17 protein-coding genes, 2 tRNA genes and 1 pseudogene are annotated in these 16,496 nt (G+C 61.9%); 11 read left to right on the plus strand and 9 right to left on the minus strand.

The features are described 5' to 3' along the window. Positions 1-297: 297 nt before the first annotated feature. The 4 genes and pseudogenes from H2510_RS07035 (at position 298) to H2510_RS07050 (ending at position 2,930) form a co-directional block, all read left to right on the plus strand. Positions 298-768: a DUF732 domain-containing protein gene (locus tag H2510_RS07035; protein ID WP_222438364.1), complete on the plus strand. Its 471-nt coding sequence runs from the start codon at positions 298-300 to the stop codon at positions 766-768. A 98-nt stretch (positions 769-866) separates the two neighbouring features. Continuing rightward, positions 867-1,268 (plus strand): nuclear transport factor 2 family protein, encoded by a 402-nt coding sequence (locus H2510_RS07040; protein WP_186627576.1) that lies wholly within the window; start codon positions 867-869, stop codon positions 1,266-1,268. A 106-nt stretch (positions 1,269-1,374) separates the two neighbouring features. Beyond that, positions 1,375-1,783, plus strand: a pseudogene (locus H2510_RS07045) (YciI family protein). 1 nt (position 1,784) lies between these two features. Beyond that, positions 1,785-2,930, plus strand: a complete 1,146-nt coding sequence (locus H2510_RS07050; RefSeq protein ID WP_186627577.1) for an RNA polymerase sigma factor — start codon at positions 1,785-1,787, stop codon at positions 2,928-2,930. 51 nt (positions 2,931-2,981) lie between these two features. Here the strand turns inward: H2510_RS07050 and H2510_RS07055 are convergent, their stop codons facing one another. From H2510_RS07055 to H2510_RS07075, 5 genes are read right to left on the minus strand one after another with little or no spacing between them, the layout of a single operon-like run. Then, positions 2,982-3,746 carry an MHYT domain-containing protein gene (locus tag H2510_RS07055; RefSeq protein ID WP_261392772.1) on the minus strand — a complete coding sequence of 255 codons (765 nt, stop codon included), beginning with the start codon at positions 3,744-3,746 and terminating at the stop codon, positions 2,982-2,984. A 58-nt stretch (positions 3,747-3,804) separates the two neighbouring features. Continuing rightward, positions 3,805-4,392: an ATP/GTP-binding protein gene (locus H2510_RS07060; RefSeq protein WP_186627579.1), complete on the minus strand. Its 588-nt coding sequence runs from the start codon at positions 4,390-4,392 to the stop codon at positions 3,805-3,807. Next, positions 4,373-4,747, minus strand: coding sequence for a DUF742 domain-containing protein (locus H2510_RS07065; RefSeq protein ID WP_186627580.1), 375 nt, complete (start codon positions 4,745-4,747; stop codon positions 4,373-4,375). The genes H2510_RS07060 and H2510_RS07065 overlap by 20 nt, the downstream gene beginning before the upstream one ends. 5 nt (positions 4,748-4,752) lie before the next feature. Then, entirely contained in the window at positions 4,753-5,169 is a 417-nt protein-coding gene (locus tag H2510_RS07070) for a roadblock/LC7 domain-containing protein (RefSeq protein WP_186627581.1), read from the minus strand. Next, positions 5,166-8,318 carry an ATP-binding protein gene (locus H2510_RS07075; RefSeq protein WP_186627582.1) on the minus strand — a complete coding sequence of 1,051 codons (3,153 nt, stop codon included), beginning with the start codon at positions 8,316-8,318 and terminating at the stop codon, positions 5,166-5,168. Before H2510_RS07075 ends, H2510_RS07070 begins: the two co-directional genes overlap by 4 nt. Positions 8,319-8,618: 300 nt before the next feature. Here H2510_RS07075 and H2510_RS07080 point away from each other — a divergent pair, with 300 nt between their 5' ends. Beyond that, complete coding sequence (locus H2510_RS07080) at positions 8,619-9,431, plus strand: formate/nitrite transporter family protein (protein WP_186627583.1); 813 nt, start codon at positions 8,619-8,621, stop codon at positions 9,429-9,431. A gap of 91 nt (positions 9,432-9,522) precedes the next feature. Here H2510_RS07080 and H2510_RS07085 read toward each other — a convergent pair whose 3' ends face one another. Next, entirely contained in the window at positions 9,523-9,867 is a 345-nt protein-coding gene (locus H2510_RS07085; protein WP_186627584.1) for an excalibur calcium-binding domain-containing protein, read from the minus strand. Between the two features lie 357 nt (positions 9,868-10,224). Here H2510_RS07085 and H2510_RS07090 point away from each other — a divergent pair, with 357 nt between their 5' ends. Then, positions 10,225-11,259 carry an alpha/beta hydrolase family protein gene (locus H2510_RS07090; RefSeq protein ID WP_186627585.1) on the plus strand — a complete coding sequence of 345 codons (1,035 nt, stop codon included), beginning with the start codon at positions 10,225-10,227 and terminating at the stop codon, positions 11,257-11,259. A 16-nt stretch (positions 11,260-11,275) separates the two neighbouring features. On the opposite strand, the gene H2510_RS07095 is transcribed toward H2510_RS07090, so the two are convergent. Next, entirely contained in the window at positions 11,276-12,070 is a 795-nt protein-coding gene (locus H2510_RS07095) for an alpha/beta fold hydrolase (RefSeq protein ID WP_186627586.1), read from the minus strand. A 162-nt stretch (positions 12,071-12,232) separates the two neighbouring features. On the opposite strand from H2510_RS07095, the gene H2510_RS07100 reads away from it, so the two are divergent. Next, a complete protein-coding gene (locus tag H2510_RS07100) occupies positions 12,233-13,174 on the plus strand; it encodes an AraC family transcriptional regulator (protein WP_186627587.1) in 942 nt (313 codons plus the stop codon). Here the strand turns inward: H2510_RS07100 and hisC are convergent. Then, positions 13,158-14,219 carry a histidinol-phosphate transaminase gene (hisC, locus tag H2510_RS07105; protein WP_186627588.1) on the minus strand — a complete coding sequence of 354 codons (1,062 nt, stop codon included), beginning with the start codon at positions 14,217-14,219 and terminating at the stop codon, positions 13,158-13,160. The two genes, H2510_RS07100 and hisC, sit on opposite strands and share 17 nt — an antisense overlap. Before the next feature lie 91 nt (positions 14,220-14,310). Between hisC and H2510_RS07110 the strand changes: the two genes are divergently transcribed. The 4 genes from H2510_RS07110 to H2510_RS07125 all read left to right on the plus strand — a co-directional run bounded on the left by H2510_RS07110 (position 14,311) and on the right by H2510_RS07125 (position 15,853). Then, positions 14,311-15,039 carry a dienelactone hydrolase family protein gene (locus H2510_RS07110; protein ID WP_186627589.1) on the plus strand — a complete coding sequence of 243 codons (729 nt, stop codon included), beginning with the start codon at positions 14,311-14,313 and terminating at the stop codon, positions 15,037-15,039. An 84-nt stretch (positions 15,040-15,123) separates the two neighbouring features. After that, a tRNA-Ser gene (locus H2510_RS07115) sits at positions 15,124-15,213 on the plus strand. Positions 15,214-15,283: 70 nt separating this feature from the next. Continuing rightward, positions 15,284-15,356 (plus strand) — tRNA-Arg (locus H2510_RS07120). 341 nt (positions 15,357-15,697) lie between these two features. Then, the gene (locus H2510_RS07125; protein ID WP_176224618.1) at positions 15,698-15,853 is read left to right on the plus strand and encodes a hypothetical protein; all 156 of its coding nucleotides are present in this window, start codon (positions 15,698-15,700) and stop codon (positions 15,851-15,853) included. A gap of 16 nt (positions 15,854-15,869) precedes the next feature. Here H2510_RS07125 and H2510_RS07130 read toward each other — a convergent pair whose 3' ends face one another. Beyond that, the gene (locus tag H2510_RS07130; protein WP_186627590.1) at positions 15,870-16,490 is read right to left on the minus strand and encodes a TetR family transcriptional regulator; all 621 of its coding nucleotides are present in this window, start codon (positions 16,488-16,490) and stop codon (positions 15,870-15,872) included. Between the last annotated feature and the right edge of the window lie 6 nt (positions 16,491-16,496).

Below are 16,496 nucleotides of genomic sequence, written 5' to 3' on the forward strand. Positions count from 1 at the left end.
CCGTTCGCTGAACGGAAATCTTGACCGAGATTTGAGCCAGTAGTTCGCAATGACAATAAGGGATTGATGTCTACCGCCCTGGTAAGTTCCATCGCTGCCAGAATGGACCAGTTCGGACTGAGACTTGGCACGAACTCGCCGATGGCGATCGGGCCCGAATCAAAATTCGCGAGGATCTAATCACTGACCATAACCTGTTGGCACTGCGTCGAAGCCATGGTCATCAACTGAGTGCCCTCGCTGTTTCATCCGCGACGGATGATGTGGCGGGCGGCAGTCAGCGGGATGCTCGTCTTCATGAAACGCACCCCGGCGATCAAGCGCACTGTGGCCATGTCTGCACTCTGTGGACTCGTATTGTTTGCAGCGGCGTGCAGCGACAACGACACCGATAATGCGAACTCTACCGACGCATCGGCGAGTAGCACGCGCGAAATTGCGTCCAGTGTCGCGAGCGAGGTGCAGGGTAGTGCCTCAGCAGCGGCCAGCAGTGTCAAGGCCACCGCGTCGGCTGCGGTGGGCAACGTCCAGGACACCGGGTACCTTCAGGCGCTCGAGAGCCAAAACATCAGCTTCGGGAGCACCGAAGATCAGGTCGCGGCGGCTCGTACCGCCTGCGACGAGCTGTCCGGTGACACGAGCCTCGACGCCACCAGAGTCAAGATTGCGGAGACGACCGGACTCGACGACGCCCAGTCCCGCACGTTGATCAACATCGCCGTTCCGATCTACTGCACGACGAACGTCGGAAAGCTGACCGTCAACTGAGGCCGTCTCCAGCGAAAGTTGTTCGCTCGCGTGGAATTACATCTAAAATCCACGTCGACCTGGATATCCGAGCGAAGAGCGAAACAGGAGCATGGGCGATGCGGAAGTTCACAGATGCGGTCGAAGCCGGCGATCACAGCGCAGTGGAGACTCTCCTGGCCGAAAATGTGCGTTTCACCAGCCCGGTTGCGTTCAAACCCTATGACGGCAAGGCGATTACGTCGGCCATCCTGCGCGGCGTCCTCCGCGTATTCGAGAATTTTCACTACACGAAGACGATCGAGAGTGTCGACGGACGCGACCATGCGCTGGTATTCGAAGCGATGGTCGACGGCAAGAAGATCAACGGATGCGATTTCCTCCACCTCGACGAGAACGGCTTGATCGACGACTTCGTGGTGATGGTCCGCCCGCTGTCCGCGGCGATGGCCTTGTCCGAGGCGATGGGTGCTCAGTTTCCGCAGATCACTGCGGAGGCCGCGCAGTATCGAGCGGTGTAGGAAAAAGTTTCCGATAGAAGTGCACAACGTTGTCGAAACCGGAACGGCCGCTCCGTCCCAGGGTTGGATGCAGCCGTAGGGCTGCACGGAACGCGAGGAGACCCTGATGGCGAAGTACCTGTTTCTCAAGCACTACCGTGGCGCCCCCGAGGCCGTCAATGACGTTCCAATGCATCAGTGGACCCCGCAGGAGGTCGACGACCATATGCAGTACATGAAACGATTTCGTGGCCAAGCTCGAGGGCACGGGTGAGTTCGTGACCAGCCAGGCGCTCCGGCCCGAGGGCTCGTGGGTGCGGTACGACGGCGAAGGCAAGCCTCCCGTCACCGACGGGCCGTTCGCCGAGACCAAGGATCTGATCGCCGGCTTCATGATCATCGACGTCGACACGTACGAGCGTGCGCTGGAGCTGGCAGGCGAGTTGTCGGCGGTGCCAGGGGCGGGCGGTAAGCCGATCCACGAGTGGCTCGAGGTGCGACCACTGATGGGCACGCCCACGACCATCAGCGATTGACATGAACGAGGCTGTGCTGCGAGAGCTGACCCCCGCAGTGATCGGCGTCCTCGTCCATCGCGGAGTCGACTTCGCGACGGCCGAGGATGCCGTGCAGGAAGCGTTGATTCGAGCCACGTCGACGTGGCCGGACCGGCCACCCGCCGACCCGAAGGGATGGCTGGTCAAGGTTGCCTGGCGCAAGTTTCTCGACGAGCACCGCTCGGAGACAGCACGACGGGACAGAGAACTGCGCGTCGATGCCCAGCCGACGCCCGGACAGGCCGAAAGCGTCGACGACACGTTGCAGCTGTTCTTCCTGTGCGCTCATCCGTCGCTTACTCCGTCGTCCGCAGTGGCTTTGACGCTTCGTGCGGTCGGGGGATTGACGACCCGGCAGATTGCCCAGTCCTATCTCGTTCCCGAGGCGACGATGGCGCAGCGAATCAGCCGGGCGAAACGCACTGTTCGCGACGTGCGGTTCGACGAGGCCGGCGACCTCGCAACCGTGCTACGCGTGCTGTATCTGATCTTCAACGAGGGCTACACCGGTGACATCGACCTGGCAGCCGAGGCGATTCGGCTCACCCGGCAGCTGGCCGGAACGACGACGGACGAGGAGACTGCCGGGCTGTTGGCGTTGATGCTTCTACACCACGCCCGGAGGCCGGCGCGGACCCGAGCCGACGGCACCCTGGTTGCCTTGCCCGAACAGGATCGTTCTCGGTGGGACACCGCGCTCATCGCCGAAGGCGTCGTGGTTCTGCAGAGAGCCCTACGTCGCGACCGGCTCGGTGAATTCCAGGCGCAGGCCGCGATCGCTGCCCTGCACGCAGATGCACCGCGCGCAGAGGAGACAGACTGGATTCAGATCGTCGGTTGGTACGACGAACTGTTCTCGCTTAACGACAGTCCGGTCGTGCAGCTCAATCGTGCCGTCGCGATCGGGGAAGCCGACGGCGCGGCAGCCGGCCTCGCGGCTTTGGCGGCCGTCGACTCGACAATGCCCCGGTACGCGGCCGCGTCGGCGTACCTGCACGAAAAGGCGGGGGATCTACCTATCGCGGCGGATCTCTACGCCGAGGCTGCCCGAACCGCTCCCACCCTCGCCGAGCGACACCACCTCACACTGCAGGCTGCGCGGTTGCGGAAGTTCCAGCCGAACTAACCGGTCGTCGACCACCGACACGGGCGAAGCTCCGCGATCAAAGGTTGAGACCTAGTGGTCAGCGAGCTGTCGTGCTTCCTGAGCGAGATCGTCTGAAGCGGCGTCCATGCGGGCGAGCTCGCGGTCGCGAACTGTCAGAACGGCGACGATCGGCACAGCCAATGTGAGAAGTCCGAAGACGAAGACCGGAAAGATGAACGGGAACAACGCGAATCCGGTCGGTGCGGGTGCGGACGGATCGTTGATGATTTCCACTGCGGCCATTCCGGTGTAGTGCATGCCGACTACGGTGACGCCCATGATCGGGGTTGCGATCAATCGCAGACTGGTGGATCTCATCACCATAGTGATCCACAACACGGCTGTCCCGCCAGCAATAGCAATCACGAGCGAGAGTGCGACCAAAAGCGTGTCGTAGTTGATCTGGCCCTGAAGATGTAGGGCCCGCATGCCTGTGTAGTGCACAACGCTGATAGTCGTGCCGATGATGAAGCCGGCCGCCAGGATCCTCGGCCAACTGAATTCGGTGCCGAGCATGTACAACCCGGCCAAGACCCCCGTCACGGAAATCAGCGCAGAGATGAGCATCCACGTCAGACTGTAACGAAAGGGACTGCCGGGTACAGCAAACCCGAGCATTGCGATGAAATGCATCAGCCAGATGCCTACACCACCGATGGATAGTGCGCCCATGGAAAACCAGCGCATCCGCACCGCAGGGCGAGTTGTCGCCATGCCATATCGGGTACACGCCAAGCCGATGACCGATCCCAGGAGTGCAACCGCGAACGTCAATCCGAGCAGCCAGAGTCCCATAGAGAAATGGTTCATTTCAGCCGACATGCCAGTTCCTTAGGTTTGTTGTTGTCCGGTGTCAGCGGGATGCTGCTGTCGCGATACGTTCGAGCGCATACTCGGTGATCGTGATCAACGCCTGCTTCGACGATTCTCGGTTACGCGCGTCGATGTCGATCATCGGTACGTGGTCGGACAGCGCGAGAGCCTGACGAAGGTCGTTCGTTGCATGTACGGGAGCATCGTCGAAACGATTGACTGCCACTATGAACGGCAAACCACGGGCTTCGAAGAAGTCGACAGCAGCAAAACTGTCTTCGAGGCGGCGTGTGTCGACGAGAATGACCGCGCCGATCGCACCCGTGATGAGGTCATCCCACATGAACCAGAATCGCCGCTGGCCGGGTGTGCCGAACAGGTAGAGGACCAGGTCATCGGCTAGCGATATGCGGCCGAAATCCATTGCGACAGTTGTCGTCTGCTTGTTCGGTGTCGAGCCGATGTGATCGATCCCGTCACTGGCGTCGGTCACCATCGCTTCGGTGCGCAAGGGAACGATCTCGGAGACCGTCCCGACAAGGGTGGTTTTTCCGACGCCGAATCCTCCGGCAATCACGATTTTTGTCGACGTGACGCGCGTCGGCGTGTCAGAGTTGCCGAAGTCCACGGAGGGTCCTTTCGATCAATTCGCGGCGCTCGACCGCAGTCGCGTCGGCTCGCAGAGTGGCTTGCACTTTCAATGCCCCGCTGACAACAAGATCCGCCACCAGAACCCGAGCTACTCCGATCGGTACACCGAGGTACGCCCCGATTTCCGCGATCGAGATGCGCTGTCCGCAGAGCGCGACAATCGACGAACGAATATCTTCGGGTGCCAGGCCGCTTGCGATGACATCCTCTACCGTTGCGACGATCGCTTCGAGCGGAAGGTCGATGGACGGCTTCGTCCTACCTTCGGTGATGGCGTACGAGCGAACGAGACTCGGTTCAGGATCAGCGTGCTCGGAGTAGTTTTGTGGCATCGACGTCAGGTATCCCGACTTGTTCTGGGAGCGATGTCCATGGTTGTTCCGACTCGATCGACCAGAGTGACCATTTCGAAACCGATCTGACCGATGTCGCATCCCGCTACTGCAAGCGCAGCAAGATAGGCACCACTACCAACGCCCATGAGGAGGAGGTAGCCGTTTTCCATCTCGACCACCGATTGCAGAACTGCGCCGCCGTCGAACAGCCGAGACGCACCGGCAGAGAGACTGGCGAGTCCCGACGTCACGGCGGCCAACTGGTCCGCACGATCGAGAGGAAGGTGCGAGCTCGCCGCGCTCAGCAATCCGTCGGCAGAGACGATGATGGCGTGGCTTACTCCCGGAACGTCGCGCGCAAAACCCGACACCAACCAGTCGAGTGCGCGAGGAGTTTCTGGGGCTCCGACAGAATTCACTGTTCTCCTTCGTCTTTCTGCACATGTGTTATGGAGTGCAAGGCTGTGGTGTTCTCGCTGCTGACGTGCCGGCGTCCCCGGCTGAGGCCGGATTGGTAGTCACTCCACCCGCGTCTGATCGTTTCCGGGTCGACCCGCTGACGGTGCGATCCGGAACGGGTAGAGCCATTCAGGGGCTTGACGGTTCCGGGAACCAGCCGCGCCCCGCGGTCACGGATCGGGAGCCCCGAATCGGCCATCTTACTCGAGGGCATGTCCGTTGACGCGCGAGCGGCAACCCATCCTTCGTCAGCCTCAGTTGTCCAGATGCTTGTGCTTTTCACACCGGACTTGTCGTCCGTCGGATCGATCAGCCACTCCGACACCATCCCGGCAAAGATCGGGGATGCTGTCGGTGGAGCATCGGATCCAGCCTCGGGAGCGTTCGCGCTGAAGACGCTTTCGGGCGGTGGGGTCGGGTCTCGAGGTGGAGTCCAGTCGCGTGATTGTGTCGTTTCACGCGGTGGGGTCAAGTCTCGAGGTGCCGTCCAGTCGCGTGATTGTGTCGTTTCACGCGGTGGGGTCAAGTCTCGAGGTGCTGTCCAGTCGCGCGGTGGTGACGCTTCACCCGGTGGTGTCGCCTCGCGGGGTGCTGTCCAGTCGCGCGGTGGTGACGCTTCACCCGGTGGTGTCGCCTCGCGGGGTGGGGTCAGGTCTCGAGGTGCTGTCCAGTCGCGCGGTGGTGTCGTTTCGCGCGGCGGTGTCGGTATGCGACGCGGTGTCGAGTCGCGCGGTCGGGACGAGAAGAACGCCGCTGTTACGTTCGGGTTCGGGGCACCCATCGGAGCTCTCGGCACGGGTCTGGCGGCGGGGAACTCGCCTGTATCCGCTTGGTCGACAATAACTTCTGGCTTCGGCGGCGGCGGCGCTATCGGTTGGGTCGTGAAGGCATTGGCGGTACCGGGTACTCCACTGCTCCCTGGGGTACGGCGTGGTAGTCCGTTCATCATGGGAAGCGAGACGGGGCTGGCCGGCGAAGCAAACGCAGCGGGCGCACCCGAAACAGTTGGCGGGACGGTGGCAGCAGCAGGGTATGCAGATTGACGATTCGGCAGCCAGTCCCCGGATGCCCCCGGAGTTTCGGCGTTCTGGGCGCTTGCTGCCTGGTAGGGGAGTGCACCCTGACTCGATGTAGGCGCGCTCGCCGCATGAGACTGAACCGTCGATGCTGCGCGAGCCTGAGAGGCAAGTGCAGCCGTCGACGTTCTGATCGCGGTGTCGCGTGGCGCCTCGAGCAGTGCAATCGGCAGGTGAACCATCGCAGTGATGCCACCGCGATCAGATATGCCTGCGGACGGGCGCAGACGTACAGAAATACCGTATCGATTGCTGATCCGACTGACGACGAACAGCCCCATGTGGCGGGCGGTGTCGGGACTCATCTCGCCGCCCGACGAGAGGCGCCTGTTGGCGTCGGCCAGGTCGTCCGGCGACATTCCGATACCAAGATCGGCAATCTCTACCAGCACGGAACCGTCGTTGGTGCGTGCGGCGTCGATCGTCACCGTTGTTTCGGGTGGTGAGTAGCGCAGGGCATTGTCAAGGAGTTCGGTGACGAGGTGCACGACATCTGCACTGGCCTGGCCACTGACGACAGCAGACAGAATCTGTCCGAGTTCGACACGCAGATAGTCCTCGACTCCGGAAGCCGAGGCGCGTAGGGCGTCGGCAAGAGCGATCGGTGCAGTTCGTGCGCGTCGTCCCTCGTTGCCGGAAAGAATGAGGAGATTATCGCTGTTGCGTCGCATTCGGGCGGCGATGTGGTCGAGGCGGAAGAGATTCTCGAGGCGATTCGGGTCGTCTTCGTCTTTTTCGAGCTGCTCGATAAGCACGAGCTGTTGTTCGACGAGGGATTTGTTTCGGCGAGAAAGCGTTTCGAACATGTCGTTGACCTGGCGGCGCAGAGTTGCCTGCTCGCCCGCCAACGCAATCGCCTGCCCGTTCATGTCATCCACTGCGCGTGCAAGTTGCCCGATCTCCTCGTGTGTCTCGACAGGTACACGGGGTATTTCGAGGTCGACAATTCTCTCGCCGGCGCGGATTCTTTCGATCGCCTCGGGGAGGCCGTGTCGTGCTGCTGTGAGCGCTGCAAAACGCAGGCGCTGGATGGGTTCGACCAGCGAGCGACTGATGACGAGCGCGAGGAAGAGTGCCGTGAGGACCGTGCTGACCACCAGCGCCGCATCCCGAAGCGCCGCGGATTGGGCGGCCCCCGTTTCGGAGATCACGGTGGGGACGAACCGGGCAATTGTGGCATCGGCGATAGCGTCGTACTGATCGCTGCTGGCTTGCAGTCCGAGGCCGATGTCCCTGCTCAAAGGGGACGTCAAGGGTGTAGCGCCGATCGCGCCGAGACGGCCTTGTGCGGACGCCCGCAGAGAGTTCAGCTCGGCCATGGGATCCTGCGCATTGTCCGCTCCGGCTGGCGGCAGCACTCCACCGGGCACGGCTAGTGGAATGAGCCCACCGAGGCTGGCAAGTTCTGCGCCGGCAGTGGAAGCGAAGATGGCACGTGATTGTGGATCGAGGTCGCCGGTGCCGAACAGAATGTGCTGATTGGCGAGCGTTCGACGGGCGCCCCATAGAGGCGTCAACTCGGCACCACGCTCACGCAGAAGTGGCAGCTCGGATTTGGACAAGAGGTCTGCGAACGGGATCCAGAGCTCTGTCGACACCTGACTGAAGCGGGCGACGAGTTGGATGGGCCGCTCGGAGCCGCTTGGAACCTCGTCGATGAGCGCGCGGCTGTTCTGCAGGGACTTGTCCACCAGGTCACTGAGCGCTGCGTCGGTTCGGAAAACGTTCGCCGCAGTGGCGAACTCCTGCAACGCGGTTCTGGCTGCTGCGACGGGAGCAGTGGTGTCGGAGTCGGAAGCAGCCGCGACCGTCACTGCTGTGAGAGCTTGTTCCAGCCGAAGTGCCGCAGGAACGGCAAATGTACGTTCGGCCGATGTATTGAGGTCCGCGGCGTCGGTCAGTTCGCTCTGGATCCGGAGGCCACCGAACAGAACGGCGACGAGCATCGGAACCGCGAAAACTGCGATAACCTTCCAGCCGAGGCGCCATTCGCCGATCGACCACCACGAGGTTGTCTGTGCATCGTCTTTCATGCGGTCCAATGCCTCTTCGCGTCTGCCATTGAAATCTGTTGTCCCCTGTTGGGCATTGATCGACTTCCTCCGATTAATCGCAGTCGAACGAAATCGATTTGAACCGTAACAGAATGATGTCGATTTATCAGGTTTACAGTCTTTAATGTTCAGGTTTAAGCAACTCTGGCCCTGTTTACCTAGCATTTTCGGTGTCGAATGCTGGAGACTCGACCGTTTCGATGAACCGAATCTGGCCGCATGTAGCCCTGCATCGACGAGTGTGGGTGTCGAATTGGGACGAGCGGGTACGACCTGCGGATGAGCGAAGAAGCGCGACGTAACGACGGTGACAACGACGGTCCGCTCGAAGAGGAACTCGAGGATAGCTTCGACGCGGTCGTCTCCGAAGGCGGTGAGCGTCTGCACCGAACCGTGCGCACGGTGCTGATCACGGGATTGTTCGGCGGTCTCGAGGTTGCACTGGGTGTCATGGCCTACCTGGCGGTGCTGTACGAGACCGACAATCATCTGCTGGCGGGGCTTGCGTTCGGAATCGGTCTGGTCGCGATCTTCCTGGCCCACGGTGAGTTGTTCACCGAGGACTTCCTCATGCCGATCGCGGCGTTGGTCTCCCGCCACGGCACACCTGCGCAGTTGGCGAGGCTGTGGATCGGAACATTGTTGTCGAACTTGGCAGGTGGATGGTGCGTAATGTGGCTGGTCGCGCATGCCTTCCCGCAATGGCTGTCGGTATTGTCGGAATCCGCGCACCACTTCGTAGACGCCCCGCTGAACCTGCAGTCGATCTGCCTGGCGATCCTGGGCGGCAGCACGATGACCCTGCTGACCCGCATGCAGCAGGGAACCGATTCCGACGTCGCGAAGATCATCGCGGCGATGTCGGCGGGGTTCCTGCTGGCCGGATTGCAGCTCTTCCACTCGATCTTGGACTCACTGCTGATCTTCGGGGCCATTCACGCGGGCACGGACGTCGGTTACCGATCGTGGATCGACTGGTTCGGATACACGGTGGGTTTCAACATCGTCGGTGGCGTCGTACTTGTCACTGCCCTACGCCTGGTTCGAACCAAGGAACTGGTGAAGTCCGAGCGCAATCGCCATCCAAATTGATCCTGCGAGGGCAAGCTGACGTCCTCGGTCGACACCGAGGGCCTCCAGTTCGGCGTTCGGTCGGAGGCCCTTGGTGCCGTAGGCAATCCCCCTACTCGCAGCCGATACCGTCATTGTCGCGGTCCAAATGCGGACCGTATCCGTACTCGTCGCGATACACGGGCGCAGCACCGGCGTCACGTGCCTCGGTGCAGTTCTTGTACTGGAACGTGCTGGGAGCGGGCGGTGCATTCTGGGGGGCTGGGGCTGGGGCTGGGGCCGGCGGGGGCGGTGGGAGGAACGGTGCGAGCGGCGGCGGGCAGAACTGTGCCGAGCCGGTGCCGCACAAAAAGTCGGTGATCGGATCTGCTGCGGCAACGGCCGGAGCAGTCATCATCGCTGCGGCGAGTACGACGCTACCTAGTCCAATTCGTGCGAAGAGGGTCTTGCTGGTCATTCATAGCTCCTGGCAGAGGGGGTTGTCGGGTGTCGATCTTCTAGGTTCGGCGCTTGAACAGTCAACGAGGTCATTCGACCGAATGACGTGCGCAGGAACCCGCATACCCGCGTGTGCCGAACGAGCAAGCGAAGAGTCGGAGGTGAGCGATCTCACGATCGAACTGCTGCGACCCTGCTCATGCGGGTTGCTTGGATATGTCCCAAAGAATCGACAGAACTTTTGTACGACCTATATCGCGGCTACTGTGGGCGGCACCGCAACTACAGCAGGTCCACCTACTGGTGGGTCAGGTTGAATCCGAAGTTGCTCGTGTTGCGCCCGAAGGGGTGCGGCGGAGGAGGGTTGATCAGTCGAATGCACCGTCGTGTTCTGGCAGCGCTGGGGACCAGCATTGCGCTGTCGATATTGGGGACCGGTGTGGTGTCTGCTCAACCGCTGCCCGGGACCGGAAGCTCCGATGGTCCCGTGACGACTTTCGGTGAGTCCTCACAGTCGTCTTCTGCTCGTATCGACCGTATCGAGATGATCACACCCCGTCGTGCTGCCGTGTTCGTGCAGTCGCCTTCGATGAACAAGATCATTCAGGTTCAGGTGTTGTTGCCTGCAAGGGGCGGTCCGCGCCCCACCCTCTACATGCTCGACGGCGTCAGCGCCGGCAAAGAATCCGACTACGCCGAGAGCACGTGGACGCAGAAGACCGACATCGTGGACTTCTTCGCCGACAAAGACCTCAACGTCGTGCTTCCCGTAGGTGGTTCGAGTAGCTACTACACCAACTGGAATGTGCCGGACCCAATCCTCGGTGTCAACATGTGGGAGACGTTCCTGACTTCGGAACTGCCCCCGCTGATCGATGCTCAGTTCTCCGGCAACGGCACCAACGCGATCGCGGGCGTCTCCATGGGCGCGCAAGGCGCGATGGATCTCATTACCCGTCACCCCGATCTCTATACCGGTGTGGCAGGCCTGAGCGGCTGTTACGACAACTCGCAGCCGAACCTGAAAGACGCCGTTCGCGCCACCGTCGCAACCAATGGCGGTAATGCGAGCAACATGTGGGGTGAGAATGCCGATCCGAAGTGGGCCGAGCACGACCCGTCTCGTAACGCAGAAGCCTTGCGGGGCAAGGACATCTATGTTTCCGTCGGCACCGGTTTGCCCGGTCCGTACGAACTCGGACCGGGCGGCACCGGAGTCGAGTCGGCCGCCATGGGCGGGCCGCTCGAGGCTGCGGCGCTCTACTGCACAACGTTGTTCGACACCAAACTTCGGTCTATCCGCATCCCAGCCAAGTTCGTCTATCGGCCTTACGGCATCCACCAATGGCCGTACTGGCAGGACGATCTGCGCGAGTCCTGGCCGACGCTCCGCGACGCTCTGAACATTTAGGACTCGCGCAAGGGGTTCAGATCGCCGAGAAGTGCGCGAGTACGTGCTCGGCGACGGCGGCGGGTTGCTCGAGAGATACCGAGTGGCCCGCAGCTTCGACGCTCCGGTAGCTGCCACCGGATGCCTCGGCGATGTTGACGTCCGAGATGGGCGGCGGGTATGCGTGATCTTCCGTGCCGGAGATCGCGAGCACCGGCACCGTGCAACCGTTCAATTCCTCGACGATTCGCGACCGGTGAATCACCTGGTAGGCAGAGTCGCCGATACTGGGCTTCAGCTCCGCGATCCGGCCGCGCCACTCCTCGACGGCGGGTGTGCCTGCGGACAAGCTGGTGTCTCCGAACATGATGTACAAGACGATGTCGATGTTCTCGCGTCCCCCGATGTCGGCCAGTTGCTCCACGAGGGGAGCAAACGCCTCCAGCTGATGCTCCTCCTCCGCCGAAGAGCCCATTGCGACGGCGGAGAGCAGCAACTCGGGCCGCCTTGCCGCCAACCGAAGCGCGACGAATCCGCCGAGCGAGTTTCCCAGAAAATGCACGCGACCCAGTTGCAGTTCTTCGATGAACGCAGCAGCGTCCTCGGTCAGGATGTCCACGGACACCTCGGCGCGCGAATGCGTCGAGCTCTCGCCGTGGTTGCGGTGGTCGTACGCGAAGACGCGGTGCCCTGCGGACGCCAAGAGCCCGGCCAGCGCGTCGAACATTCGATGATCGAAGAACAGTGAATGACTGAGGACGACGGGGGTGCCGTCCTCCGGTCCTGATACCTCGTAGGACAGCGTCGCGCCGTTGACCTGGATCGTGTTCATGTCGGACTCCTGACAGATTCTTGCCGCCGTCGTGACCCCCGCTGTGATGGGGGACACGTGTACTCTCTGCACGGTAGGGCGCATGTATGCGACGGGTCTGCCGGTGACGCGCACGGAATCGACGGCCGGGCGCACAGATTCAGGCGCGAAAGGTAGAAACTTATGACTGCCGCAGCGGACTACGTCGTGTCGACGATCGACACCACACTGTTGCCTGCCACGGATCGGCCGGGGTTCTGGCGAGAGCACGTTCGCTTCAACCATGGTGGCCTCGATTTCGCATTCGACGAAACGATGGGTTTCAGCGGCAAGACCGTCGTGCAGCGGTCCGAAGAATTTCAACTGGTGGAGTTCAGTTCCGACGCGATCGTCTACTCGCGAAGCGCCGCAGCTGCTCGTTCCGACGACGATCGGACCCTGCGCGTCGTGGTCCCTCGGGCGGGCACGTTTCGATGTGCGTACGGTGACGATCGCGCGATCGTGGGCCCGGGTGCCGCGGTCGCGATGTCGATGGCAGCTCCCTTCTCCATCGAGCACGGCCCGGGCGCACGAGCATGGGTGGTGAGCGTCCCGGAATCGGCCTGGCCCCGTTCGGTTGTTCCCGTGAAGCCGCGGATTCTCGACCTTGCCACGGGTATGGGCGCGGTAGCAGCTGCGATGACCGAGCAGCTATCCGCGCAGCGAGATGCCCTCTCGGCGAGCAGCTTTCGTGAGGTTTCCGATGCGCTCACTCGGATGCTGGTCGGGGTCGCATCCGATGTGTCGCGGTGGCCGGACGTCGCACAGGCCGCGTCGACACTCGTGAAAACGCAGTCCGACGACCCGACTCTTACCCCGAAAACCCTTGCTCGACGCCTCGGCTGGTCGCTGCGGCATGTGCAGGCCGTGACGCAGTCGGTGGGCACCAACCCTTCGGAGATGATTCGGGCCAGCCGGCTCGTTCGTGCTCGTGCTCGGCTCGACGATCCAGCTCAGCGTCACCGAACGGTCGCCGAGATCGCCCATCAGTCGGGTTTCGGCTCGGTCAGTACCTTCAATGCGGTGTTCCGTGAGGAGTTCGGGATGAGTCCTCGGCAGGCACGGACCGTCAGTGAGTGGCGGTAGCTGCGTATTTCAGGAAGGCGTCGTTCTCGTGTGGGTCGCCGATTGTGATGCGAACCCCGTCGTTTCCGTAGGCGCGCAACAGTATTCCAGCTTCTGCTGCGGCTTCGGTGTAGGGGCCGGAGAGGGCGCCGAGTGGTAGGAACACGAAGTTCGCCTCCGAGGGTGCGACGTCGTAACCCAGCTCGATCAGTGCAGTGCGAACCCGTTCACGTTCTGCGACAAGGGTATCGGTACGGGCGAGGAGCTCGTCCTTTGCTGCGAGCGATGCCAGCGCTGCCTGCTGGGCGACAGAGCTCACCGCGAATGCGATGCGCACTTTGCTCATCGCGGTGATCACCGCCGGGTCGCCGACGGCATATCCCACGCGTAGTCCGGCCAGCCCGTACGCCTTGGAAAACGTGCGGAGAACGAGAACGTTGCGACGGTCGCGGGCCAATTCGACACCGTCGGTGTACTCACCCTCCGGGTTGTCGCGGGCGTACTCGAAATAGGCCTCGTCCAGTACCACGAGGACATGCGCGGGCACCGAGTCGAGGAATCGTTCGAGTGCAGATCTGGCCACGACGGTGCCGGAAGGATTGTTCGGGTTGCAGACGAATATCACGCGGGTGCGTTCGGTGATCGCGGCGAGCATCGCGTCGAGATCGTGCACATGCTCCGCGTTCAGGGGGACCTCTACCGGCGTCGCACCGGCGACGCGCGCGATGATCGGGTACGCCTCGAAGGACCGCCACGCGTACATCACCTCGTCACCGGGGCCGCACATGATCTGGACGACTTCCTGGCACAGCGACACCGATCCGTTGCCGACTGCGACATTGGCCGGGTCGACCTTCACGTGCGCGGCGACGGCGTCCACGAGGGCAGTGGCGCGGATGTCGGGGTAGCGGTTGACGGTGACGACCGACTCGGCGATCTTCTCGCGGACGCCCGGGAGCGGACCCTGCGTCGTCTCGTTGCTGGCCAGCTTGATCGCACCCGGGAAGTTGCGTCCGGGTACGTAGGCGGGGATTGCGTCGAGGTCGGTGCGGATGCGAGCAGTCACGGCTCACATTATGCGCCAGGTGGAGCTGATCATTTCCTGTGCGTCCGCCGGTAATCCAGCGGGGCGTGCCTCGCCGCACTATTTTGGTGTCATGTCGGGAATCTTCACGGATGTGGCAGTGCTCCGAATCGACGCGGACGACGATGAGCAACCGCCTGGGCAGCACAAGGTGCCGCTGACGGCCATCTCCCCGGAAGGGTACGTCCGAGGCGGGATCGTAGTGCTGCACGAATCTCGCGAACTACCGGAATCGCTACTGGACTTGCTGCGCGCCCTCGCACTCGAAGGATGGCTGGCCGTCGCCCCGAACTTGTTCCATCGAGGCACCGAGGGTGATGAAGTTTTCGGCGAAAACCTGTTCTCTGATTTCGACGCAACCTTCGACTGGCTCACTTCCCGAGGTGTCTACCCGGACTGCGTCGGTGTCATCGGATTCGACGACGCCGGAACTGCGGCGCTGATCGTCGCAACGAACCGGCCGATCGGTGCCGCCGTCAGCGTCGCGGCGGCGGGCATCGTCGAACCACTGAACGCCGACGCCATCGCATTGATCGAAGCCGCGCCCTCGCTCCAGGCGCCCTGGTTGGGCCTGTACGGCGAGAACGACCCCAGGACCCCACCGGAGCACATCGAGGGCCTCCGTGACGCAGCCACACGGTCATCCGTAGCCACCAACGTCGTCAGCTACAGCGGACTGCGCCACCGCGCCGACGAACCGCAGCCGTCACCCGGCAGTACCGAAGACAGCGACCCGGCGGCGGCGGCCCTGATCGAAGCTCAGGCCAGAATTTTCGATTGGTTCGACTCGTTCCTCAGGTGAACGGGATTTGACCTGGCGTTTTGCGTTCTCCTCTCAACCGTGTGTAATCTCGTTCCTCGGCGGTCCGAGAGGGCCGGCAGCCTAGGAGGCGTGCCAGAGCGGCCGAATGGGAGTCACTGCTAATGACTTGACCCTTCACCGGGTCCGGAGGTTCAAATCCTCTCGCCTCCGCCAAGCTGATCCGCAAGGACCAGCCAGTTTGACGCAGGACCGTTGATTCGTAAGGATCAACACAATTGAACATGCGCCCGTAGCTCAACGGATAGAGCACCTGACTACGGATCAGGAGGTTAGGGGTTCGAATCCCTTCGGGCGCACAAGAAATAGTCTCGCACTTGCGGAAACGCACAGTGCGAGACTATTTTTCTTTGTCGTAGATTGCCTCCGCGATCCGTAGGCGAAGCTGACCAGGTGGGGTATCCGGTAGATCCGCAGTGGGAGTTCGGTCACGTTTCCGGCAAGGAGAATTGGCGCCTACAAGCTTGAGTGCACATGCGGACGCCGAAGTAGTTCTACGAGTATGTCTACGCGAACGCACTGCACAGGAGTTCGCAGTCGAAGATCACTACGGAAACCGGTCTTCGACTCCGAGGACCCAGGGTGTCCGTTTCGATGGGTTCCGACCGAGCGGACGTAAAGGGTCTGTCATGATCGGGGGATGCTTGGACTAATTGGATTGTTACTCGTCGTGTGGCTGGTATTCGTCATTCTCGGGTTCGTTGTCAAAGGCTTGCTCTGGTTGGCCATCATCGGGATCGTGTTGTTCGCAGCGACCGCTGCGTGGGGTTGGGTGAAGCGAAACACTCGCACCTGACGCTGGGCCGATTCGCTCATCGAGAATGTGGACGAGCTTGGATGGCGCCCTCGGAGTGGCGAGGTGTCGACGACGCGAGGGCAGCAACAACTTGAAGAAGGTTTGCGGCACTGAAGCTTTCGGGCCGACGTACGACGTCTATCGCAGCTCCCTGGATGAGAGCGACGAGTGTGGAGCGGAATGCGTCGGGATCGAGATCGTGTTCCCGGGCGAATCGGCCGGTGACGGGGTGAATCGCGTCGGTATACAGACGGAGACCCGTGTCGATCTGGTCACGAAAATCGGCGCTTCTTCGGAGGAAGTAGAACTGGAAAAGTAGGTCGACTTCATCACGCTGAGTGTGGAGGCCTTCTAGTTCTGTCGTGATCATCTCGTAGAGGGCGACGTCTGCGGGAAGGTCCTCGCCGAACCCGTCTTCCGGCCCGTCCAAGGTTGTCTCGAGCAATCGCGCAAGCAGAGCGTGAAGCAAGCCGTTTTTGGTTTGGTAGTAGAAGTAGACGAGGCCGCTGGAGAGGTCCGCTTCTGCAGAGACTGTCCGCGCTGTGACAGTGTCCAGTCCGCCATCGAGCGCCACCAGTTTTGCGGCGGCAAGGATGTCGCTACGCCGCTCGAGTTCTGACTTCTTTGCTCCGGCCACTCTCGG

Origin of the sequence: Rhodococcus sp. BP22, assembly GCF_014281965.1 — a bacterium.
Lineage (GTDB): Bacteria > Actinomycetota > Actinomycetes > Mycobacteriales > Mycobacteriaceae > Rhodococcoides.